Raw genomic sequence first — 19,828 nt, forward strand, 5'->3', positions numbered from 1 at the left:
CATTCGATCAGTCTCCTCTATCACGGCTGAAGGCCTTGCCGGCCAAGGGCTGTGGTCGGTGATCGAAACGGTTTATCACGCCGTCATTTATTTCGATTGGACGCAGTAGGGGGCGCTTCTTAGGCTGGAAAAAACACCGTGCGGAGAAGCGCAGCATGAGCCAGGACGAACACATCAGGGACTACAAGGGGCCGGCCGCCGGCTGGGGCGCGCTCAAGAGCGTGACCAAGAGCTGGCTGGGCAGCGAGAACGCCTTCAAGAACCTGCGGGCCATGCTCAAGACCAACCAGAACGGTGGCTTCGACTGCCCGGGTTGCGCCTGGGGCGAATCGCCGGAAAGCGACATGGTCAAGTTCTGCGAGAACGGCGCCAAGGCGGTCAACTGGGAGGCCACCGGCCGCTCGGTGGATCCGGCGTTCTTCGCCCGCTACAGCGTCAGTGCGCTGCTCGAGCAGACCGACTACTGGCTTGAGTACCAGGGCCGCATCACCCACCCTATGCGCTACGACGCGGCCACCGATCATTACGTCGAGATCAGCTGGGACGAAGCGTTCGCCCTGGTCGCCCGGCACCTGAACGGTCTCGCGTCGCCGGATGAGGCCGAGTTCTATACCTCGGGCCGGGCCAGCAACGAGGCGGCGTTCCTCTACCAGTTGTTCGTGCGCGCCTACGGCACCAACAATTTCCCCGACTGCTCGAACATGTGCCACGAGGCCAGCGGCGTGGGCATGGCCGAAACCCTCGGCGTGGGCAAGGGCACCGTGGTGTTTCATGACCTGGAGCTGGCCGATGCGATCTTCGTCATTGGCCAGAACCCCGGCACCAACCACCCACGCATGCTCGAACCGCTGCGCGAGGCGGTCAAGCGTGGTGCCCAGGTGGTCTGTTTCAACCCGCTCAAGGAACGCGGGCTCGAGCGCTTCCAGCACCCGCAGCACCCGTTCGAGATGCTCAGCAACGGCTCCGAGCCGACCAACACCGCATACTTCCGCCCGGCGCTGGGTGGCGACATGGCGGCCATGCGCGGCATCGCCAAGTTCCTTCTGCAGTGGGAGCGCGAGGCGCAACTGAACGACGAGCCACCTGTGTTCGACCACGCGTTCATCGCCGAGCACACCAGTGGCGTCGAGGCCTACCTGGCCGTAGTGGACGCCACACCCTGGGAACATATCGTCGAGCAGTCGGGCCTGAACAAGGCCGAGATCGAGCTGGCCGCGCGCATGTACCGCAAGGCCGAGCGGGTGATCATGTGCTGGGCCATGGGCATCACCCAGCACCGCCATTCGGTGCCCACCGTGCAGGAAATCGTCAACCTGCAGCTGCTGCGCGGCAACGTCGGCAAACCCGGCGCCGGCCTGTCGCCGGTGCGTGGCCACAGCAACGTGCAGGGCGACCGCACCATGGGCATCGACGAGAAGCCCAAGGCGGCGCTGCTCGACGCCATCGAGAAACGCTTCCAGTTCAAGGTGCCCCGCGAGCACGGCCATAACGCCGTGCTGGCGATCCAGGCAATGGAAGAAGGGCGGGCCAAGGTGTTCGTCGCCCTGGGCGGCAACTTCGCCCAGGCGACTCCGGACACCCCGCGTACCCACGCGGCGCTGCGCAACTGTGAGCTGACCGTGCAGATTTCCACCAAGCTCAACCGCTCGCACCTGGTCACCGGGCGTGATGCGCTGATCCTGCCGTGCCTGGGCCGCACCGAGATCGACATCCAGGCCGAAGGGCCGCAGGGCGTCACCGTGGAGGACACCTTCAGCATGGTGCATATCTCCCACGGCCAGCTGAAGCCGCGTTCAGCGCAGCTGCGTTCGGAGCCGGCCATCGTCGCCGGCATGGCCAAGGCTACCCTGGGCAATCGGCCCATCGACTGGGACTATGCGATTGCCGACTATGGCCGTATCCGCAGCATGATCGCCGACGTGATTCCCGGCTTCGCCGACTTCAATGCACGCCTGCAGCATCCGGGCGGCTTCCACCTTGGCAACCACGCTGCGGACCGCAACTTCCGCACGGCCACCGGCAAGGCGCGCTTCATCCCGAGCCAGTTGCCGGAGCAACTGGTCAACGCGGCTGTGCTGGCCCGCGGTGACAAGCCGGACCTGATCCTGCAGACCTTGCGCTCCCACGACCAGTACAACACTACGCTGTATGGGCTCGATGACCGTTACCGTGGCGTGTTCGGGCTGCGCGAAGTGGTGTTCGTCAACGAGGCCGATATCCGCCGCCTGGGCTTCGAGCCGGGCGAGCACGTGGACATCGTGTCGTTGTGGGAGGATGGCCTCGAGCGGCGAGTGTCGGGCTTCCGCCTGGTGGCCTATGACGTGCCTGAAGGGCAGGCGGCGGCGTATTACCCGGAGACCAATCCGTTGGTGCCGCTGGAAAGCTACGGCGAGGGGACCTACACACCAACCTCGAAGTTCGTGGCGATCAAGTTGGATAAGGCGAGGGCGGGGAATCGGATCGAGGCTACCCTGGCTGACTGACAGGGCCGGCCTCATCGCTGGCAAGCCAGCCCCCACAGGGATGTCGTTTGGCTTGAGGTCGACGCCGTCGGGGGGGAGCCGGCTTGCCGTCGATGAGGCCGGTCCTGCCAGAGATCATTTCAGCGTCCCACCGGATACGCCGTGGTGTACTTCATCTGCTCCATGGCAAAACTCGAGGTGATGTTCGACAACCCGTCGGTGCTGGTGATCAGCTTCTTGTAGAAGCGGTCGTAGGCGGCGATGTCGCCCACCACCACCCGCAGCATGTAGTCCCAGTCGCCGGACATGCGATACACCTCCATCACTTCCTCGAACGCCGTCACCGTGGCGGCGAACTGCGCCAGCCAGGCGCTGTCGTGGCGCTGGGTCTTGAGCTGGACGAACACCGTCAGGCCCAGGCCCAGGCGCTCGGGGTCGAGCAGGGCGACGCGGCCGCGAATGTAGCCTTCCTCTTCCAGGCGCTTGACCCGTTTCCAGCACGGCGTGGTGGAGAGGTTGACCGCTTCGGCCAGGTCCTTGAGGGACAGCGAGGCGTCGCGCTGGAGCAGGGTGAGGATGTGCTGGTCGAAACTGTCCATGACGTCGTGTCGCCGATTGCGGGAAAAGTTTTTCGAGAGTAGCCGCTCGCAGGGAACGTTGGAACTGTTTCGGCCGCTGCATCGACAGAAATGTTCTGCTGGCGCCTGGGGGTGGTGGATATGAGATAGTGGCGGTTTTCCACCCTCAGGCAATGGACCCGACCATGTCCGACAAACCGCGCAATTTCGCCACCCGCACCATCCACGCCGGTGAGCAATCCAGCGTCGCCGACAATGCCATCTTCCCGGCAATCGTCACTTCCAGCTCGTTCATCAAGCGCGGCCTGGACGACAACCCCGAATACGCCTACAGCCGTGTCAGCAACCCGACCCGGCACGCCTACGAGACCTGCGTGGCCGCACTGGAGGAGGGCGTCGGCGCGGTCGCCTGCGCCTCGGGCGTCAGCGCCACCGCCACGGTGCTCGAGCTGCTCTCCAAGGATGCCCATGTGGTGGTGATGAACGGTGTCTACGGCGGCACCTTCCGCCTGCTGGAAGACTACCGTGGGCGCACCTCGGGCCTGACCACCACCTACGTCGACCTCAACGACGTCGAGGCCGTGGCCGCGGCGATCCGCCCCGAGACCCAGCTGATCTGGATCGAATCGCCGACCAACCCGCTGCTGCACCTGGTGGACATCAAGGCGGTCTGCGAGCTGGCCCGTGAGCGGGGGGTGATGACCTGCATCGACAACACCTTCTGCTCGCCGTGGAACCAGCAGCCGATCACCCTGGGCGTGGACCTGGTGATGCACTCGGCGAGCAAGTACATCGGCGGCCATTCCGACCTGACCGGCGGTGTGGTGGTGGCGGCCAACCACGAGTTGCTGGGGCGCCTGCGCAAGATCAGCATGGCGGTCGGCGCGATCCAGGGGCCGTTCGACTGCTACCTGGCATTGCGCGGGCTCAAGACCCTCGATGTGCGCATGGAGCGCCAGAGCGCCAACGCCCTGCGTGTGGCGCAGTTCCTCGAACAGCATCCGCAGGTCGAGCAGGTCTACTACCCGGGCCTGGAAAGCCACCCGCAGCATGACCTGTGCAAACGCCAGATGCGCACGGGCGGCGCGGTGGTGGCGTTGCGCATCAAGGGCGACCGGGCCGCGGTCAACCGCCTGGTCGAGGCGCTGTCGATCTTCGTCCTGGCCGACTCGCTGGGCGGTGTGGAGAGCATGATCAACCACTCCTGGAGCATGTCGCACAATTCCTTGAGCCCGGAGCAGAAGGGCGTGATGGGGATCAGTGAGAACCTGCTGCGGCTGTCGATCGGGATTGAAGACTACCGGGACCTGATCGAGGACCTGGATGCGGCGCTGAAGGCTTCTGCGTAGCGGACGCCGACGTTATCGCGGGGAAAGTCGCGTCCGCGCACCGATGCGACTTGCCCCGCGATAACCTCAGTGAGGGAGTCAGGATTTGGGCGGATGGATTATCCGTTCGATTTCTTCTTTGATCAGTGCGCGTTGCTTGCGAAGCCGGTTGAGGTTGTCATCCGTGGTGATGCCGGTTTTTTCAACGCTCACCACTTCATTGTCCTTTTCGGCGTAGCGCTTCCTCAGCTCAAGGAGTTCGTGTTTCTCCTTCGCAAGCGCATTGAAGTCGTCCTCCTTAACGCCTAGGTCTTCAAAAAGATTGTGCGGAACTGGCATTTCTTCACCTCTCTTCAGGGTTGGTAAACGAGCCTGAACCAAGAGGATAGTCGCCTTTGCCGTATTGCGGGACTGGGTTAGGCTGTCGCATCCCCCTGCGTGAACGGAACCTGCGCCATGCCTCACCTGAACCTGGAATACAGCGACAACCTGCGCGATCTCAATGTCGATGTGCTGCTGCTGCGCCTGAACCACGCCCTGGTCGGTAGTGGCCAGTTTGCCGAAGAGCTGGACATCAAGAGCCGCGCCCAGGCCTTTGCCCAGTACCGGGTGGGCACCGCCCCTGGCGAGCGGGCCTTCGCCCATGTGCGTCTGGCGATTCTCAGCGGGCGCACGCAGCAGGTGAAACAGCAGTTGTCGAACAGCCTGCTCGAGGTGTTGCGCGAGGCGATTCCGGCCCAGCCTGGGCTGGACATTCAGCTGTGCGTGGAAGTCCTGGATATCGACCGCGAGCCGTACGCCAAACTTCGCCTGCCTGGCTGAATGGCAGCTGAATGAAAGTTGTTTAATTCATGAAAGACGCCGGCCCACCAATTGTTGGCGTCTTTTTCACAAAAAATTGATGCTAGGCTTTCTAGAGTTCGGCCAACTTTCCAACCTGCCCGTCCGGGCGTGTTGGCCGCTGATGAACTCTTGTTGCGAACGCCATGCTGAAACTCAAATCCCTGCGCACCGAATGGGTCACGTTGCTGGCCAGCCTGTACCTGTTGATCGGCTTCAACACCTTGCTTTGGGAACACCTGGAGTCCATCGTGCCGCCGGGCATGGTGGGGCTGTGGTTGAGCCTGGCGTTCGCCGTGCTGATGCTGTTCGCCTTCAATCTCATCCTCACCTTGCTGGCGTTTCGTTATGTATTGAAACCCGTATTGATTGTATTGTTCATCAGCGGTGCAAGTGTCGCTTACTTCATGAATCAATATGGCGTACTTATTGACGCCGGCATGTTCCGCAATGTGGCTGAAACCAATGTTGCGGAAGTGCGCGACCTGCTTTCGCTGAAGTTCGCCGTATATATCCTGCTGTTGGGTGTGCTGCCCTCGCTGCTGGTGTGGAAGGCCAGGATCGCCTATCGCCCCTGGCACCGCGAACTGCTGGGCAATCTGGTGGTCAGTGGGGCCTGCGTCGCGGCCCTGGGCTCGGTGGCGCTGGTCAACTACCAGGGCTTGGCGTCGTTGTTTCGCAATCACCATGAACTGCGCCTGATGCTTACGCCGAGCAATATCGTGGGGGCCTCCATCGGCTATGTCAGCGAGCAGGTGGGCACGGCCACCCAGCCCTTCCAGCGCTATGGCGAGGATGCCCGTCGCGATGCGGCCTGGCAGCAGCACCAGCGCAAGTCGCTGACCGTGCTGGTGGTCGGCGAGAGTGCCCGGGCGGAAAACTTCGGCCTGCTCGGCTATGCCCGCGACACCACCCCGCAATTGAGCAAGGAGCAGGGCCTGCTGAGCTTTACCGACGTCCACTCCTGCGGCACCGAGACCGCCGTGTCGGTGCCCTGCATGTTTTCCGGCATGCCGCGCAAGGACTACGACGCCCGCGTGGCGAAGAACCGCGAAGGGCTGCTCGACATCCTCCAGCGCGCGGGGTTGGCAGTGCAGTGGCGCGACAACCAGTCCGGCTGCAAGGGCACCTGTGACCGGGTGCAGTTCATCGACGTGAGCAACCTGCAGGACCCGAGCCTGTGCGCCAGTGGCGAGTGCCATGACGAGATCCTGCTGCAGGGCCTGGGCGAGTTGCTGGACAACCTCGACCAGGACACCGTGCTGGTGCTGCACCAGATGGGCAGCCATGGCCCGGAATACTTCAAGCGCTACCCGGCCGGCAGCGAACCCTTCACCCCGGTGTGCCGCAGCAACGCCCTGAACCAGTGCAGCCAGCAAGAGATCGTCAACGGCTACGACAACACCCTGGCCTACACCGACAAGGTGCTGGCGACCTTGATCGATACCTTGCGCAGCAAGCAGGACACGGTCGACACCGCGATGATCTATCTTTCAGACCATGGCGAGTCGCTGGGCGAGTACAACCTGTTCCTGCACGGCACGCCCTACATGATCGCGCCGGAGCAGCAGAAGCACGTACCGCTGCTGGCCTGGTTCTCCGACAGCTACCGCGAGGACTTCGGCGTGGACACCGAATGCCTGGGCAAGCTGCGCGATGCGCCGTTGTCGCAGGACAACCTGTTCCACTCGATGCTCGGCCTGTTGCAGGTGCGCACCGAGGTCTACCAGCGCTCGCTGGACCTGTTTGCCGGCTGCCGGCCCTGGCTGGCGGCCGGTCACTGAGCGTACCGACGATCAGCACCAAGGATGGCGTGGCTTGCGAGGTTTCACCCATTGCGCCCGCGCCGTATATACTGCGCGCCAATGTTAGTGGGAGAGCCTCGTGGCCATCGAAATTCACTGGATTCGTGACGACCAGACCCTGGCCCAGCACTGCCGAAGCTGGCGTGAGCTGCCGTTTGTGGCCCTCGACACCGAATTCATGCGGGTCGACACCTTCTACCCGAAAGCCGGGTTGATCCAGATCGGTGACGGCAAGCGTGCCTTCCTCATCGACCCTTTGCTGATTCGCGACTGGCAGCCGCTGGCCGAGTTGCTCGAAGACAATGGCGTGGTCAAGGTGCTGCACGCCTGCAGCGAAGACCTGGAGGTCCTGCTGCGCCTGACCGGCAAGCTGCCGCAGCCACTGTTCGACACCCAGCTCGCCGCCGGCTACCTGAACATCGGCTTCTCGATGGGCTATTCGCGTCTGGTGCAAGATGTGCTGGGGCTCGAGCTGCCCAAGGGCGAGACCCGCTCCGACTGGCTGCAGCGCCCGCTCTCGGAGACCCAGGTCAGCTACGCCGCCGAAGACGCCGTGCATCTGGCCGAGCTGTTCACCGCCCTGCGCCCGCGGCTGTCGGACGACAAGTACGCCTGGGTGCTCGAGGACGGTGCCGAGCTGGTCGCCGCGCTGCGCCGTGAAGTCGAGCCCGAGACCCTCTACCGTGATGTCAAGCTGGCCTGGAAACTGGGCCGCCAGCAATTGGCCGTGCTGCGCGAGCTGTGCGCCTGGCGCGAGCGTGAGGCCCGCAGCCGCGATGTGCCGCGCAATCGCATCCTCAAGGAACACTCGTTGTGGCCCATGGCCAAGAGCCAGCCCGACAGCCCGTCGGCGCTGGCGAAAATCGACGAGATGCACCCGCGCACCATCCGCCAGGACGGCGAGGCGCTGATCCAGCTGATCAAGCGCGCCGCCAGCCTGCCGCAGGAGCAATGGCCCGCGCCGCTGCCCGAGCCGCTGCCGATCGAAGCCGCCGGCATTCTCAAGCGCCTGCGCGCCATCGGCCAGGCCGAAGGTGAGCGGCTGGGCATCGCCCCGGAGCTGATGCTGCGCAAGAAAGCCCTCGAAGCCCTGCTCAAGAGCGGCTACCCCGACGGTCCCTACCAACTGCCCGATGCACTGCGCGGCTGGCGTCGCGAGCGCATGGGCCAGGCCCTGCTGGACGACCTGGCCGGTGCCGGAGATTCCCGATGAAACGTATCTGCTCGATCTACAAGAGCCCCCGCAAGAACGAGATGTACCTGTATGTGCTCAAGGCCGAGGGCCTGGAGCGTGTGCCCGAGGGGCTGCTGCCTTTCTTCGGCACGCCCGTGCACGCCTTCGACCTGGTGCTCAGCCCCGAGCGCAAGCTGGCCCGCGAGGACATCGCCAAGGTACTGGAGAACCTCGACAGCCAGGGCTACCACCTGCAGATGCCGCCGCCGGACGACGACTACATCGAGCACCTGCCCGAAGAACTGCTGCGCCGCAACGACCCGGCCTGATCCGGGCGCGGCCTCCTCTCTGTCTGCGGCCCGCCTGGCGGGCCGCTTCCGTTGTTTGCCAAGGTTGTGTGTCACATGCGCGTTCTGATCGCTGAACAGGATCATGCCAACTATGCCCGTCTTCTGGGTGAGGCGGCGCCGGACCTGGAGGTCCTGACCAGTGGCGATTCCGCCGAACTGGCCCGCCTGGCGCCCGAATGCCCGGTATGGCTGGGCCAGCCCGACCTGCTGGCCAGCCTGTTGCGCCAGGGTCACAAACCCCTGTGGATGCAATCGACCTGGGCCGGCATCACGCCGTTGCTGGCCGACGGCCTGCCGCGCGACTACCGCCTGACCCGGGCGGTGGGGATCTTTGGCCAGGTGATGGCCGAGTACATGCTCACCTACATGCTTGGCCATGAGCGTGATGTGCTGTCGCGCCTGGTCAGCCAGGTCGAGCGACGCTGGGACGATCGGCCAGGGCGGACCCTGGAAGGGCGTCGGGTGCTGATCGTCGGCACCGGAGATATCGGCCAGCAAGTCGCCGAGTTCCTCGTGCCGTTTGGTGTCACCTTGTACGGAGTGGCAAGCAGTGCCCGTGAGCAGGCGCCATTCGTCGAGGTGGCGGGGCTCGACCAGTTGCCTCGCCTGGTCGGCGAGGCCGATTACGTGCTCAACCTGTTGCCCGACACACCCGTCACCCACGACCTGTACGATGCGGCGCTGTTCAAGTGCTTCCGCTCCAGTGCCTTGTTCATCAATGCCGGGCGCGGCGTGGCGGTGGTCGATGCCGACCTGGTCGAGGCGCTCAAGCAAGGGCACCTGGCCGGCGCGGTGATCGATGTCTGCCGCCAGGAGCCGTTGCCCCAGCGCCACCCGTTCTGGACTGCCTGGGGGCTGCTGCTGACCGGGCACAGCTCGGCGCCGACCTCGCCGGCGGCGATGGTGCGGTTGTTCGTCGGGAATGCGCAGGCGTATGCGGCGGGGCAGGGGTTGCGGGGCGAGGTGGATTTCGCGCGGGGGTATTGATCGTAGTTCGGCCGTTCCGGCCCATCGCCGGCAAGCCGGCTCCCACAGGAGGCCGCGCAACCTTGTGGGAGCCGGCTTGCCGGCGATGGGTCGGTGCTATCGATGGAAGGCTTACAGGCTGAAGTCGCCTTCGGCCGCCAGCTCGCTCAACGGCCGGCGTGGGCTCGGCACTTCACGGGCCTGCAGGCCTTCGGCCAGGGTCGCCTTGTCGCCCAGCTTGCCGATCGCCACCATGGCGTGCAGCGCGTAGCCCTCGGGAATCTTCAGCTCGCGCTGGGCCAGGTCCTGATCGAAGCCGGCCATGCCGTGGGTGTGCCAGCCGCTGATGCTGGCCTGCAACGCCAGATGGCCCCAGGCCGAGCCGGTGTCGAAGGTGTGCCACAGGGCCGGCTTCTCTTCATCGGAGCCGGGTGCGGCGAAGGTGGTCTTGGAGATGATCAGCACCAGCGCCGAGGCATGCTGCGCCCAGCTGCGGTTGAACTCGTTGAGGATGTCCAGGTAGCGCGACCAGCTCGGCGTGTCGCGGCGGGCATAGAGGAAACGCCATGGCTGCGAATTGTAGGCCGACGGCGCCCAGCGCGCGGCTTCCAGGAAGCTCAGCAGGGTTTCCTGACTGATCGGCTCGTTGGTGAAGGCGCGCGGCGACCAGCGATTGATGAACTGCTCGTTGATGGCGTAGTCGGCGATACGTGGGGTGGCGCTCATGGCTGCTCCTGCAAGGGCTGGGACAAAGACCGCACGCTACTGCGTCCGGTGAGCACTGACAAGCGGTCTGGCGTTGCCGCCGGACTGCCTCTAGACTGGCGCCGCCGCGCGCCGCGGATTGATGTTGACTGCAGGAACACGTGTGATGATCGCCGATACCGCGCCCTTCTGGCGGCGCAAGACCCTCGACCAGCTCGATGCGCAGGAGTGGGAGTCGCTCTGCGATGGCTGCGGCCTGTGCTGCCTGCAGAAGCTCGAGGACGAAGAGGACAACAGCGTCTACTACACGAGCATCGCCTGCAAGTTGCTCGACCTGCAGACCTGCCAGTGCAGCGACTACCCCAATCGCTTCCGCTACGTGCCCGATTGCATCCAGCTGACTCCGGGCAAGGCCGACCAGTTCAAGTGGCTGCCGCCTACCTGCGGTTATCGCCTGGTCAGCGAAGGCCAGGACTTGCCGTCGTGGCACCACCTGGTGTGCGGTGATCGCGGACAAGTGCATGAGCAACGCATTTCCCGGTCTGGGCGGATGCTCAGCGAGAACGATGTGGATGAAGACGACTGGGAAGACCACCTGATTTTTCGCGCGGGTTGAGCCGCGCGGCTACAAGGAGTTTCGTTATGCGTCGCCCGCTGTTGATGGTGCTTGGCCTGCTGCTCAGCACTCAGGCGCTGGCCAGGAAAGTCGATCTGGATTATCAGGTCCGCCTGTTGCCGCAGAGCGGCCAGGCCGAGGTGCGCCTGACCCTTGCGGACGGCAGCGTGGTGCGCAGCCTGGACTTCGACCTGGGCAAGGCTGGTGTCTACAGCGACTTCCTCGCTGATGGCCAGTGGCAGTTGCAGAACGGGCGCGGTGTCTGGCACCCGGCGTCAGGCAAGACCAGCCTCAGTTACCGCGTGCTGCTCGACCAGCAACCGAAGGGGGGTGTGCATGAAACCCGCATGACCGCGCACTGGGCGCTGTTCCGTGGCGATCAGCTGGTGCCGCCGGCGCGCCTCGACCAGCAGGACGGCACCGAGCTGGTGTCGCGTCTGACCTTCGACCTGCCGGCCGGCTGGAAGAGTGTCGAGACCGCCTGGCCGCGCATCGGTCGGCAGAAATTCCGTATCGATGACGTGTCGCGCCTGTTCGACCGCCCCACCGGTTGGGTGCTCGCCGGCAGCCTGGGCAGCCGCCGTGCGCGCCTTGGCGACACCGAAGTGACCGTCGCCGCGCCGCAAGGGCAGGGCATGCGCCGCATGGACACCTTGACCCTGCTGACCTTCGTCTGGCCGCAGTTGCAGGCGGTGTTTCCACGCAACCCGCCCAAGTTGCTGCTGGTCGGTGCCCGCGACGAGATGTGGCGTGGCGTGCTGCCAGCCAACAATTCCTTGTACTTGCACAGTGGCCGGCCGCTGATCAGTGAGAACGGCAACAGCCCGCTGTTGCGCGAACTGGTGCAATTGTTCGCCCAGATCAATGATCGCGATGGCAGCGACTGGCTCGGCGAGAGCCTGGCCGACCACTACGCCAGCGAGCTGCTGCGGCGTGCTGGTGGCATGAGCGACGACCGTTACGAGGCATTGCAGGCGCGCTTGCACAAGCTAGGCGACAAAGTGAATCACCTCAAGGGTGCCAAGGCCAGCCCGGCCCAGGTGGCCCGTGGCGTGTTGCTGTTGCAGGCGCTGGACCGCGAGATTCGCCTGCACAACCATGACAAGCGTTCGCTGGACGATGTCGCCCGGGCCCTGATGCGCCTGTCGAGCGTCAGCACCGAAGAGTTCGTGCAGATCAGCGAGAACGTCCTGGGGCGGCAGTCTGAAGTATTGCAAAGCAAGGTACTGCGCTAGTGTCCTGTCTCGGAAATAAACTGTTCACTTTTGGCGGCGTCTTGGGCGCCCGGCCCGCGTTGCCACTCCTCGCCATAGCCCTGCTATGACTCGTCGCGGCGCCTTGGCCGAACACCCAAGCCACTCGCCAAAAGAGAACGTATTTCCGAGACAGGACACTAGACGCAGGATTTATCGCGGGGCAAGCCCGTTGCCACGACCCCGGACATCATTATGAACGGCGGCTCGTGGGAGCGAGTTTGCCCCGCGACGCTTTCAACCGCCGGTCACCGTCGCGGTGCGGGTTGCCGCCTCGGCGCTGGCCTTCAGCGCCTTGAGCTCGGCAGCTCCTCGTTCTATATCGCGATGCAGGCGCAGGTACTCGGCGCGATGCCGCAGCCACCACGCCTTGGTCGAACAATGGCCGCTCACGCCACGTGCCAGCGCCAGGCCGCCGACGGCAACCTGCAACATCCCCAGCAGGCCACCGTGGCGCAGCCCCTTGCTGATCATCAACGCGCCCCCAGCCAGGGAGCTGGCGCGCTCCAGGCCATGGACGTTGTGTTCGTGGTGGGGCGAATGGATATCGAGCATCGGGCAGTCTCCTCTGGTCGTTGATAACCAGCAGACTCCATGTGCAATGGCTGCGTTCAGTGAAATTACCCAGGCGTTTGCCACAAATCCGGATCGACTTATTTGAACTTGGGTCCCGACCGCGTATTCAACCCCTTGGCCATGCGGTCATACAGCACCACATTCACCGTCGCCGCCAGGTTCATGCAGCCCTGGGTCGGAATATAGATGGTCTCTTCGCACCAACCGCGCACGTCTTCGCTCAGCGAGCCATCCTCTGGTCCGAAGATGTAGATCGCCCGGTCCGGGTGGGTGTATTCGGGCAGGGGGCGCGCACCGTCCACCAGTTCCACCGCCACCGGCGTACAGCCCAGGGGGATGATGCGCTGCAGGTCGTCGATGCCGATCAGCGGGATGTCGTAGTGCACGCGCTTGGTATCGGTGACGAAATCCCGGGCGCGCTCATAGCGCTTGCCGGTGTAGAACACCGAATTGACCCCATAGCAGCCGGCCGCGCGCATGACCGAACCGACGTTTTCGGCGGATTTGGGGTTGAACAGGCCGATGCAGCTGTACCGTTTGTTCGCCACGTGTCGGGGCCCTTCGCAAAAAAAGAACGCGATTATACGGGCTCGCCGACACAGCGGGGCGGGAATCGACGGTCAGTCCTTCTTCATCAGCGCAGCCAGGCCGGCAAACGGGTTGTGGGTGGCCACGGCGACTTTCGGCGTGCTCAGCGAACCTTCGCTGAAGTACTGTTGATCGGTGTAGCGGGCGTGCTCGTTGTCGTGGCAGTACAGGCACAGCAGCTCCCAGTTGGAGCCGTCCTGGGGGTTGTTGTCGTGGTTATGGTCGCGGTGATGCACGGTCAGTTCCGACAGGCGTTTACCGGAGAATTCGCGGGTGCAGCGACCACAGACGTGGGGGTACATCTTCAGTGCCTTGTCGCGATAGCCCATTTCCTTGTCGCGTTTGGCGTCGGCGAGGATACGGTCGAGGCGGGCGGTGGCGTCGGAGGTGGAACTCATGGTGTTACCTTTCTTCTAATCAGGGCAATGACGGTTATGTTCTTGAGTCTAGCGCGCCAGTCGGGCGGGCGGACAGGCAAAAATGCGCTGTTGGGCATAGCCTGTAGGAAGGTTTCTGACAGGAGGCTGCAGATGTTGCATGCGATCCTCGCCGCATTGTTGCTTGGCGCAGTGCCGTTGGCCGACGCTGCAGGTCAGCAGCGGCCGCTCACGACCGCCCCGGGGGCACCGGGGACGCCGACGCCGACACCCTACCCGCAGATCACCCCGAGCACGCCGCCCAAGGCCGGCGCCAACCGGCCCGGCGCGCCGCTGCTGCCGCCCATGCCGGTGCCGGGGCCGCCGAAGGACCAACCGTTGCCGGGGTTGAACCAGGATTCGCCAAAACCGCCGCCCAAGCGCGATTAGGCTCTGTACGAAAAGCCTTGATACTTGTTCATGCTGCGTTGAAAACAGCCTCGGAATGCTCATGTACTCCAGTACACTGCGCTTCCTCGGCTGTTTTCGCCTTGCCTGACCTGCGTCTCAAGACTTTTCGTACAGAGCCTAGACCTGCTGTGCCAGGCGCTGGCCATCCTGCATCCGCAAGCGCCGTGAAAGCGCCACGGCCAGGGCGCGAATGATCCGGGCGGCAATGCGCGGCGCGTCGGCGAGCATCTTCTCCAGCGAGTCCTTGCCCAGGGTCAGCAACTGGCAGTCGCTGGCGGCCACGCAGGTGGCCGAGCGGCGCTCGCCGTCGAGCACGGCCATCTCGCCGAAGGCACGGCCCTTGCGCAGGGTGGCGATTTCCACCTCGGCCCCGTTGCCGTCGGTCTTGCGCACCGAGACCACGCCACGGTGGAGGATGCACATGAAGGTGCCGGCGTCGCCTTCGCTGAACAGGGTTTGGCCTTCGCTGACGGCGGTGAGGCTGAAATAGCCGGCGGCGGTGACGAAATCGCTGGGCTGCAGGGTGTCGAACAGGCCGCAGTCCATGAGCATGTCGCGGATTTCGGCATTCAGGTGCTGGGTGTCGGGCATGTGTTGTTCTTCTTCGAATGTCTGGAAAGCGCCGCGGTCGCACAATCAGTGGCCGTGGCGCTTGTGAGACAACGAAAATCGCGTTTTACGCCACGCCCAGCTCATTGAAGACGAACGCATACTCCAATGCCACGTCTCGCAGCCCCTGGTAGCGGCCGCTCATGCCGCCGTGGCCAGCGCCCATCTCGGTCTTGAGCAGCAGCAGGTTGGCGTCGGTCTTGCGCGTGCGCAGGCGCGCCACCCACTTGGCCGCCTCCCAGTACTGCACACGGCTGTCGTTGTAGCCGGCGATCACCAGCATGGCCGGGTACGCCTGGGCCTTGACGTTCTCGTACGGCGCGTAGGCCTTGATCCGCGCATATACCTCCGGCTCCTCGGGGTTGCCCCATTCGTCGTACTCGGTAACGGTCAGCGGCAGCTCGGGGTCGAGCATGGTGTTGAGCACATCGACGAACGGCACTTCGGCGATGGCGCAGCGGAACAGTTCGGGGCGCAGGTTGAGCACCGCGCCCATGAGCAGGCCGCCGGCACTGCCGCCACTGATGGCCAGGCATTCACGGCGGGTCACGCCTTCAGCGATCAGGTGTTCGGCGCAGGCGATGAAATCGTCGAAGCTGTTGTGCTTGTGTTCCTGCTTGCCGGCCCGGTACCAGGCTTCACCCAGCTCGCCGCCACCGCGCACATGGGCGATGGCGAAGGCCACGCCACGCTCCAGCAGGCTCAGGCGGGCATGGGAGAACCACGGGTCGAGGCTCTCGCCGTAGGCACCATAGCCGTAAAGATAGAGGGGCACTGTCTTGCCTTCGTCGGCGCGGCGACGCACCAGGCTGATCGGTACCTGCGTGCCATCCTTGGCTACCGCCCACAGGCGCTGGCTGACGTAGTCGTCGGCGTCGAACGCGCCGAGCACCGGGGTCTGCTTGAGCACCTGCTGGATGCCTGTGGCCAGCTCCAGCTGACGCACCTGGGCCGGGCGGTTGAGGGCTTCGTAGCGCAAGCGGATGCGCGAGCTGGCGAATTCCAGGCTGTCCTGCACGTAGAGGCTGTAGGCGGCATCCGGCAGTTCGACGCGGTAGGCCGGCAGGCCTTGCGGGCGCACTTCGATGATCGGCAGGCCGCCTTCGCGCAGGCTCAGGGACAGCGCCGAGGCATTGAGGCTGACGCCTTCGAGCATGATGTCGTCGCGGTGTGGCACCAGCACCTGCCATTGCGCACGGGCCGGCACGCTGTCTGCCGGCGCATGGAACAGGGCGAAGTTGATACCGTCCTGGTTGCTGCGGATGAACCAGCGCCATTGACCGTCGAGCTGGCCATGGTCGGGGAAGTATTCATGGCCTTCGACCCGTGGCGCCAGGCAGGTGAAGTCGGCATGCGGCGTGGCCGCATCGAGCACCCAGGCTTCGCTGGTGGTCTTGCTGTTGAGCAGCAGCACCAGTTGGCGTTCGGAGCTGGCGCGGTAGCAGTGCAGGAAGAAACGTCCGTCGGGCTCTTCGAATACGGTGGTGGCCGCGACCTCGCCCAGGGTGTGGCGACGCAGGCGCCAGGGGCGGTGGGTGTCGTCCAGCTCGGCGAAGAACAGCGTCTGGTTGTCGTTGGCCCAGGTCATGCTGCCGTCGCAGTCGTCGAAGGGCAGGGCGCTCAGCGCGCCGCTGGCCAGGTCCTTGACGTACAGGGTGTAGACCTCGTCGCCGCTGGTATCCAGGCTGTAGGCCAGCAGCCGGTGGTCGGGGCTGATGCTGAAGGCGCCGAGGGAGAGGAAACCACCGTTCGCCAGCGCATTGGGGTCGAGCAGCAGTTCCTCGCGGCTTTCATCCACCGTATTGCTGTCGTCAGCCGGGCGCGGGCAGCGGTAGTGGCGCGGGTACTCGTCGCCGGCGGTGGTGCGGGTGTAGTAGAGGTACGGGCCCCAGGGCGAGGGCAGCGACAGGTCGGTCTCGAGGATGCGGCTCTTGATCTCTTCGAACAGTTGCTCACGCAGCGGCGCCTGGCCGGCCAGGCAGGCTTCCTGGTAGGCGTTTTCCTCGGCCAGGTAGGCCAGCACCTCGGGCGTGTCGCGGTCCTGCAGCCAGGCGTAGGGGTCGTTGCCGTCGGCTTGACGGGCGATAGGGGCGGGAAGGGTCAGGGGCATGGGTGATCTCATCGATTGTGGACCCCATCGCGGGGCAAGCCCGCTCCCACGCCTGATCGAGGTCTGGACGTGGGAGCGGGCTTGCCCCGCGATGGGCCGCTGCAGGTCCCTTACGGTGCGGGGGCAGCCTGCGCCGGTAAAAGTGTTTATCATAGGCGTCTCTTTGCCTGGCTTGCACCAACACCATGACCGAACACGACTATACGCTGGCCTGGGGCCTGTACGCCGTTGCCGCCCTGGGCTGCCTGCTGGTGGGTTTCAAGCTGACCGGCTGGATGTGGCGCTGGCTGCGCGAGCCGCTGCGGGTGATCATCGCCGTGCTGCTGTTCGCCCCGACCATCGTCGACCCTGTCAAGGAAAGCTTCGCCCCGGCCATCGCCATCACCGCGCTGGACCTCGCCTTCAAGGTCGGCAACAACGCCTGGCGCGCAGCCTCCGACCTTGCCATGTACGGGATGATCGCCTTTGCCCTGTACTTCGTCTTCGTGCTGATCCGCTGGCCGCTGGAAAAGCGTGCCCGCGAGCGCCGCGCCCAGCGTGAGGACGCCGCCCAGCGCCAGGCCAAGGAAGAGGAAGAGGTCGTGGCTGACGCTTCCCTGGCCGCCAATCGTCATGACCGCTACCGCGACGATCCGCCACCGGCCCCCGTGCGCCGCTCCGGCCCCGGGCAGGGCCGCGTCGAACCCCGTCTGTAGGCCAGGAGCCGCGAACATGTGCGAACTGCTGGGCATGAGCGCCAATGTCCCCACCGATATCGTCTTCAGCTTCACCGGCCTGATGCAGCGCGGCGGGCGCACCGGCCCGCACCGCGATGGCTGGGGCATCGGTTTCTACGAGGGGCGCGGCCTGCGCCTGTTCCAGGACCCGGCGGCGAGCAGCGAGTCCGAGGTGGCCAACCTGGTGCAGCGCTACCCGATCAAGAGCGAAGTGGTCATCGGCCATATCCGCCAGGCCAATGTCGGCAAGGTCTGCCTGTCCAACACCCACCCGTTCGTGCGCGAGCTGTGGGGCCGCAACTGGTGCTTCGCGCACAACGGCCAGCTGGGTGACTTCGCCGGCCAGCGCACGTTCTACCGACCGATCGGCGATACCGACAGCGAGGCCGCCTTCTGCGACCTGCTCAATCATATCCGCGAGGCCTTCCCCGAGCCGGTGGAAGCCGAGCAGTTGCTGCCGGTGCTGGTCGAAGCCTGCGCCGAGTACCGCGGCAAGGGCGTGTTCAACTGCCTGCTCAGCGACGGCGACTGGCTGTTCTGCTTCTGCTCGACCAAACTGGTGCACATCACCCGCCGCGCACCGTTCGGCGCGGCGCGGCTGAAGGATGTCGACCTGATCGTCGACTTCCACACGCAAACCACCCCCAACGACGTGGTCACGGTGATCGCCACCGAGGCCTTGACCGAGAACGAGACCTGGAACCGCTACGAGCCGGGTCAATGGGGGCTGTGGCGCCACGGCGAGTGCGTCGCCCACGGCCAGAGCTAAGGACGCTCCATGTTCAGAAGTTACCTGCGTTTGCTGTTGTTCACCTTCGGCCTGCTGGCCGGTCTCCAGGTGCCCGGGCTGGTCAAGGACTACAGCCAGCGTGTCGAGGCGCACCTGCTCGAATCGCGCCAGGCCCTGGACGGCTTCCGCCAGACCGCGCAGCGCTTCTTCAACGGCGACCTGCAGGCGCTGGTGCGGCATTACCGCGGCAGCGACGATCCGGTGTTCAACAGCGATGCCAACAGCATCGAAAGCCTGCTGATCCGCAACCAGGCGCTGGAGCATGAATGGCAGGCCCTGCAGGGCTCGTGGGTGAGCCGCACCTGGCATGTGCTGGTGCAGCCGGAGCCGACATTGCGCGAGGAGACGCTCAAGGGCTACAGCTACCAGATCCTGCTGGTGCCCGAGGCGATCGGTTGGGGGATCGGCAGCGGGTTCGTACTGGCGTTCGTGGTCGAGAGCCTGTTGCTGGTGATTGGCTGGGTGATCCTCGGTGGGCGGCGCAAAGTGGTGAAGGAAAGCTGGCGGTGATGCTGTTGCTGCCCTGATCGTCGGTAAAGGCGACCGTTCAGACCAGCACGATCCGTTGCCCGCCCACATCCCGCGCATAGCGCTCCAGCACTTGCCGGCACACATCGACGATCTCGTCCACCAACGCCACGCCGGTCTGCCAGGCTACCACCAGCTCCAGGCTCGGCGGTGGCTGCAAGCCGTCCAGCAACACCAGCTCGCCCCGGCTCAGTTCGCCATCGACCAGTGCCGGTGGCAGCGCGCCGATGCCGAAACCGTCGCGCAGCAGGCGGGTGATCGCCGCCACCGAGTTCACGCAGTTCAGGCGTGGCGCCTCGGCCCCGGCTGACTGCAACAGGCTGAGCACTTCCTGGTGCGGTCGTGAATTTTTCGAGAAGGTGACGATGCGTTCGCGGGCCAGCTCCGCCAGCGAGGCGTAGGTGCGGTGGTGCGGGGAGCCTGCGGCGACGATCCAGCCCATCGGGTAGCGCGCCAGGTCCTGGCTGCGGATCGACTGCTCGCGCAGCAGGTCGGTCTGCAGGATCACGTCGAGAAAGCCTTTTTGCAGCTGTTCGCGCAGGTTCAGCGCGGTATCGGCCACCAGCTCGATCTCCACCTGCGGGTAGCGCTCGCCCAGCTCTGCCACCAGCGCGCTCATCCAAGTGTGGATGACGGTGTCCATGACCCCCAGGCGAATGCGCCCTGTCTTGGCCCGGTCGCTGTCCAGCGACTGCTTCATGGCCTTGGCGGTGTCGAGCATGCGTTCGGCATATTCCAGCACCTTGGCGCCCTCGGGGGTCAGGCTGACCCCGCGCGAATCGCGCAGCAGCAGTTTCACGCCCAGGTCGGCCTCCAGCGCGGCGATGCGGCTGGACACCGAGGCCTGGGTGGTGAACAGCTTCTCGGCGGTAAGGCGGAAGCTCTTGAGCCGGGCGACCCAGACGAAGGTTTCGAGGAAACGAAGGTTCATGATCAGTTTTTCTTGTTCCAGACCGGCGGATTTTCTCGTTGGACGTGCCGGGCGCGGCCTCTGAACATGGTGCCCA

General features: G+C 64.9%; 22 protein-coding genes. 13 read left to right on the forward strand and 9 right to left on the reverse strand.

Annotated features, from left to right (window positions below):
- The first annotated feature begins 155 nt into the window (after positions 1–155).
- Positions 156–2,483 (forward strand): FdhF/YdeP family oxidoreductase, encoded by a 2,328-nt coding sequence (locus ACZ9C1_RS25325; RefSeq protein WP_457378795.1) that lies wholly within the window; start codon positions 156–158, stop codon positions 2,481–2,483.
- Between the two features lie 119 nt (positions 2,484–2,602).
- Here the strand turns inward: ACZ9C1_RS25325 and ACZ9C1_RS25330 are convergent, their stop codons facing one another.
- Entirely contained in the window at positions 2,603–3,061 is a 459-nt protein-coding gene (locus ACZ9C1_RS25330; protein WP_046856697.1) for an Lrp/AsnC family transcriptional regulator, read from the reverse strand.
- Positions 3,062–3,213: 152 nt separating this feature from the next.
- Here ACZ9C1_RS25330 and ACZ9C1_RS25335 point away from each other — a divergent pair, with 152 nt between their 5' ends.
- The gene (locus ACZ9C1_RS25335; RefSeq protein ID WP_217869749.1) at positions 3,214–4,389 is read left to right on the forward strand and encodes a trans-sulfuration enzyme family protein; all 1,176 of its coding nucleotides are present in this window, start codon (positions 3,214–3,216) and stop codon (positions 4,387–4,389) included.
- A gap of 78 nt (positions 4,390–4,467) precedes the next feature.
- On the opposite strand, the gene ACZ9C1_RS25340 is transcribed toward ACZ9C1_RS25335, so the two are convergent.
- On the reverse strand, positions 4,468–4,707 hold the full coding sequence (locus ACZ9C1_RS25340) for an HP1242/YdcH family protein (protein WP_139673036.1): 240 nt from the start codon (positions 4,705–4,707) through the stop codon (positions 4,468–4,470).
- Between the two features lie 117 nt (positions 4,708–4,824).
- On the opposite strand from ACZ9C1_RS25340, the gene ACZ9C1_RS25345 reads away from it, so the two are divergent.
- The 5 genes from ACZ9C1_RS25345 (at position 4,825) to ACZ9C1_RS25365 (ending at position 9,524) form a co-directional block, all read left to right on the forward strand.
- On the forward strand, positions 4,825–5,190 hold the full coding sequence (locus ACZ9C1_RS25345) for a 5-carboxymethyl-2-hydroxymuconate Delta-isomerase (protein ID WP_102681713.1): 366 nt from the start codon (positions 4,825–4,827) through the stop codon (positions 5,188–5,190).
- 164 nt (positions 5,191–5,354) lie between these two features.
- On the forward strand, positions 5,355–6,992 hold the full coding sequence (locus ACZ9C1_RS25350; RefSeq protein WP_457378796.1) for a phosphoethanolamine transferase: 1,638 nt from the start codon (positions 5,355–5,357) through the stop codon (positions 6,990–6,992).
- Positions 6,993–7,092: 100 nt separating this feature from the next.
- Positions 7,093–8,226 (forward strand): ribonuclease D, encoded by a 1,134-nt coding sequence (gene rnd, locus ACZ9C1_RS25355; RefSeq protein ID WP_102681715.1) that lies wholly within the window; start codon positions 7,093–7,095, stop codon positions 8,224–8,226.
- A complete protein-coding gene (locus ACZ9C1_RS25360) occupies positions 8,223–8,516 on the forward strand; it encodes a YcgL domain-containing protein (protein WP_102681716.1) in 294 nt (97 codons plus the stop codon). Before rnd ends, ACZ9C1_RS25360 begins: the two co-directional genes overlap by 4 nt.
- 75 nt (positions 8,517–8,591) lie before the next feature.
- Positions 8,592–9,524, forward strand: coding sequence for a D-2-hydroxyacid dehydrogenase (locus ACZ9C1_RS25365; protein ID WP_139673027.1), 933 nt, complete (start codon positions 8,592–8,594; stop codon positions 9,522–9,524).
- 111 nt (positions 9,525–9,635) lie between these two features.
- Here ACZ9C1_RS25365 and ACZ9C1_RS25370 read toward each other — a convergent pair whose 3' ends face one another.
- The gene (locus ACZ9C1_RS25370) at positions 9,636–10,229 is read right to left on the reverse strand and encodes a nitroreductase family protein (protein WP_476254506.1); all 594 of its coding nucleotides are present in this window, start codon (positions 10,227–10,229) and stop codon (positions 9,636–9,638) included.
- A 145-nt stretch (positions 10,230–10,374) separates the two neighbouring features.
- On the opposite strand from ACZ9C1_RS25370, the gene ACZ9C1_RS25375 reads away from it, so the two are divergent.
- Together ACZ9C1_RS25375 and ACZ9C1_RS25380 are read left to right on the forward strand one after the other, a co-directional pair.
- The gene (locus tag ACZ9C1_RS25375; RefSeq protein WP_110697939.1) at positions 10,375–10,824 is read left to right on the forward strand and encodes a YcgN family cysteine cluster protein; all 450 of its coding nucleotides are present in this window, start codon (positions 10,375–10,377) and stop codon (positions 10,822–10,824) included.
- A 26-nt stretch (positions 10,825–10,850) separates the two neighbouring features.
- A complete protein-coding gene (locus ACZ9C1_RS25380; protein ID WP_476254507.1) occupies positions 10,851–12,059 on the forward strand; it encodes a hypothetical protein in 1,209 nt (402 codons plus the stop codon).
- A 255-nt stretch (positions 12,060–12,314) separates the two neighbouring features.
- Here ACZ9C1_RS25380 and ACZ9C1_RS25385 read toward each other — a convergent pair whose 3' ends face one another.
- The 3 genes from ACZ9C1_RS25385 to ACZ9C1_RS25395 form a co-directional block, all read right to left on the reverse strand.
- On the reverse strand, positions 12,315–12,632 hold the full coding sequence (locus ACZ9C1_RS25385) for a YgaP-like transmembrane domain (RefSeq protein ID WP_102681721.1): 318 nt from the start codon (positions 12,630–12,632) through the stop codon (positions 12,315–12,317).
- 98 nt (positions 12,633–12,730) lie between these two features.
- On the reverse strand, positions 12,731–13,201 hold the full coding sequence (locus tag ACZ9C1_RS25390; RefSeq protein WP_046856681.1) for an RNA methyltransferase: 471 nt from the start codon (positions 13,199–13,201) through the stop codon (positions 12,731–12,733).
- A gap of 72 nt (positions 13,202–13,273) precedes the next feature.
- Entirely contained in the window at positions 13,274–13,639 is a 366-nt protein-coding gene (locus tag ACZ9C1_RS25395) for a YajD family HNH nuclease (RefSeq protein WP_023632486.1), read from the reverse strand.
- Positions 13,640–13,771: 132 nt separating this feature from the next.
- Here ACZ9C1_RS25395 and ACZ9C1_RS25400 point away from each other — a divergent pair, with 132 nt between their 5' ends.
- The gene (locus ACZ9C1_RS25400; RefSeq protein WP_110697943.1) at positions 13,772–14,047 is read left to right on the forward strand and encodes a hypothetical protein; all 276 of its coding nucleotides are present in this window, start codon (positions 13,772–13,774) and stop codon (positions 14,045–14,047) included.
- 138 nt (positions 14,048–14,185) lie between these two features.
- On the opposite strand, the gene ACZ9C1_RS25405 is transcribed toward ACZ9C1_RS25400, so the two are convergent.
- Together ACZ9C1_RS25405 and ACZ9C1_RS25410 are read right to left on the reverse strand one after the other, a co-directional pair.
- Positions 14,186–14,659 carry a cyclic nucleotide-binding domain-containing protein gene (locus ACZ9C1_RS25405; protein ID WP_102681723.1) on the reverse strand — a complete coding sequence of 158 codons (474 nt, stop codon included), beginning with the start codon at positions 14,657–14,659 and terminating at the stop codon, positions 14,186–14,188.
- An 85-nt stretch (positions 14,660–14,744) separates the two neighbouring features.
- Positions 14,745–16,787, reverse strand: a complete 2,043-nt coding sequence (locus ACZ9C1_RS25410) for a S9 family peptidase (RefSeq protein ID WP_457378798.1) — start codon at positions 16,785–16,787, stop codon at positions 14,745–14,747.
- Between the two features lie 185 nt (positions 16,788–16,972).
- Here ACZ9C1_RS25410 and ACZ9C1_RS25415 point away from each other — a divergent pair, with 185 nt between their 5' ends.
- Genes ACZ9C1_RS25415 through ACZ9C1_RS25425 form a run of 3 tightly spaced genes read left to right on the forward strand, consistent with a single transcriptional unit; the run spans position 16,973 to position 18,803 of the window.
- Positions 16,973–17,482 (forward strand): MFS transporter, encoded by a 510-nt coding sequence (locus ACZ9C1_RS25415; protein WP_476254508.1) that lies wholly within the window; start codon positions 16,973–16,975, stop codon positions 17,480–17,482.
- A 16-nt stretch (positions 17,483–17,498) separates the two neighbouring features.
- On the forward strand, positions 17,499–18,272 hold the full coding sequence (locus ACZ9C1_RS25420; RefSeq protein WP_476254509.1) for a class II glutamine amidotransferase: 774 nt from the start codon (positions 17,499–17,501) through the stop codon (positions 18,270–18,272).
- A 9-nt stretch (positions 18,273–18,281) separates the two neighbouring features.
- Positions 18,282–18,803, forward strand: a complete 522-nt coding sequence (locus ACZ9C1_RS25425) for a DUF2937 family protein (RefSeq protein WP_102684379.1) — start codon at positions 18,282–18,284, stop codon at positions 18,801–18,803.
- Between the two features lie 37 nt (positions 18,804–18,840).
- Here the strand turns inward: ACZ9C1_RS25425 and ACZ9C1_RS25430 are convergent, their stop codons facing one another.
- Positions 18,841–19,752, reverse strand: coding sequence for a LysR family transcriptional regulator (locus ACZ9C1_RS25430; RefSeq protein ID WP_102684380.1), 912 nt, complete (start codon positions 19,750–19,752; stop codon positions 18,841–18,843).
- Positions 19,753–19,828 lie beyond the last annotated feature (76 nt).

The organism is Pseudomonas sp. TE21435 (assembly GCF_056279265.1).

What these genes read in the sequence shown, in the direction of transcription:
- ACZ9C1_RS25325 (WP_457378795.1), top strand. Translation starts at nt 156, where the DNA reads ATGAGCCAGGACGAACACATCAGGGACTACAAGGGGCCGGCCGCCGGC.
- ACZ9C1_RS25330 (WP_046856697.1), bottom strand. Translation starts at nt 3,061, where the DNA reads ATGGACAGTTTCGACCAGCACATCCTCACCCTGCTCCAGCGCGACGCC.
- ACZ9C1_RS25335 (WP_217869749.1), top strand. Translation starts at nt 3,214, where the DNA reads ATGGACCCGACCATGTCCGACAAACCGCGCAATTTCGCCACCCGCACC.
- ACZ9C1_RS25340 (WP_139673036.1), bottom strand. Translation starts at nt 4,707, where the DNA reads ATGCCAGTTCCGCACAATCTTTTTGAAGACCTAGGCGTTAAGGAGGAC.
- ACZ9C1_RS25345 (WP_102681713.1), top strand. Translation starts at nt 4,825, where the DNA reads ATGCCTCACCTGAACCTGGAATACAGCGACAACCTGCGCGATCTCAAT.
- ACZ9C1_RS25350 (WP_457378796.1), top strand. Translation starts at nt 5,355, where the DNA reads ATGCTGAAACTCAAATCCCTGCGCACCGAATGGGTCACGTTGCTGGCC.
- ACZ9C1_RS25360 (WP_102681716.1), top strand. Translation starts at nt 8,223, where the DNA reads ATGAAACGTATCTGCTCGATCTACAAGAGCCCCCGCAAGAACGAGATG.
- ACZ9C1_RS25365 (WP_139673027.1), top strand. Translation starts at nt 8,592, where the DNA reads ATGCGCGTTCTGATCGCTGAACAGGATCATGCCAACTATGCCCGTCTT.
- ACZ9C1_RS25370 (WP_476254506.1), bottom strand. Translation starts at nt 10,229, where the DNA reads ATGAGCGCCACCCCACGTATCGCCGACTACGCCATCAACGAGCAGTTC.
- ACZ9C1_RS25375 (WP_110697939.1), top strand. Translation starts at nt 10,375, where the DNA reads ATGATCGCCGATACCGCGCCCTTCTGGCGGCGCAAGACCCTCGACCAG.
- ACZ9C1_RS25380 (WP_476254507.1), top strand. Translation starts at nt 10,851, where the DNA reads ATGCGTCGCCCGCTGTTGATGGTGCTTGGCCTGCTGCTCAGCACTCAG.
- ACZ9C1_RS25385 (WP_102681721.1), bottom strand. Translation starts at nt 12,632, where the DNA reads ATGCTCGATATCCATTCGCCCCACCACGAACACAACGTCCATGGCCTG.
- ACZ9C1_RS25395 (WP_023632486.1), bottom strand. Translation starts at nt 13,639, where the DNA reads ATGAGTTCCACCTCCGACGCCACCGCCCGCCTCGACCGTATCCTCGCC.
- ACZ9C1_RS25400 (WP_110697943.1), top strand. Translation starts at nt 13,772, where the DNA reads ATGTTGCATGCGATCCTCGCCGCATTGTTGCTTGGCGCAGTGCCGTTG.
- ACZ9C1_RS25405 (WP_102681723.1), bottom strand. Translation starts at nt 14,659, where the DNA reads ATGCCCGACACCCAGCACCTGAATGCCGAAATCCGCGACATGCTCATG.
- ACZ9C1_RS25410 (WP_457378798.1), bottom strand. Translation starts at nt 16,787, where the DNA reads ATGCCCCTGACCCTTCCCGCCCCTATCGCCCGTCAAGCCGACGGCAAC.
- ACZ9C1_RS25415 (WP_476254508.1), top strand. Translation starts at nt 16,973, where the DNA reads ATGACCGAACACGACTATACGCTGGCCTGGGGCCTGTACGCCGTTGCC.
- ACZ9C1_RS25420 (WP_476254509.1), top strand. Translation starts at nt 17,499, where the DNA reads ATGTGCGAACTGCTGGGCATGAGCGCCAATGTCCCCACCGATATCGTC.
- ACZ9C1_RS25425 (WP_102684379.1), top strand. Translation starts at nt 18,282, where the DNA reads ATGTTCAGAAGTTACCTGCGTTTGCTGTTGTTCACCTTCGGCCTGCTG.
- ACZ9C1_RS25430 (WP_102684380.1), bottom strand. Translation starts at nt 19,752, where the DNA reads ATGAACCTTCGTTTCCTCGAAACCTTCGTCTGGGTCGCCCGGCTCAAG.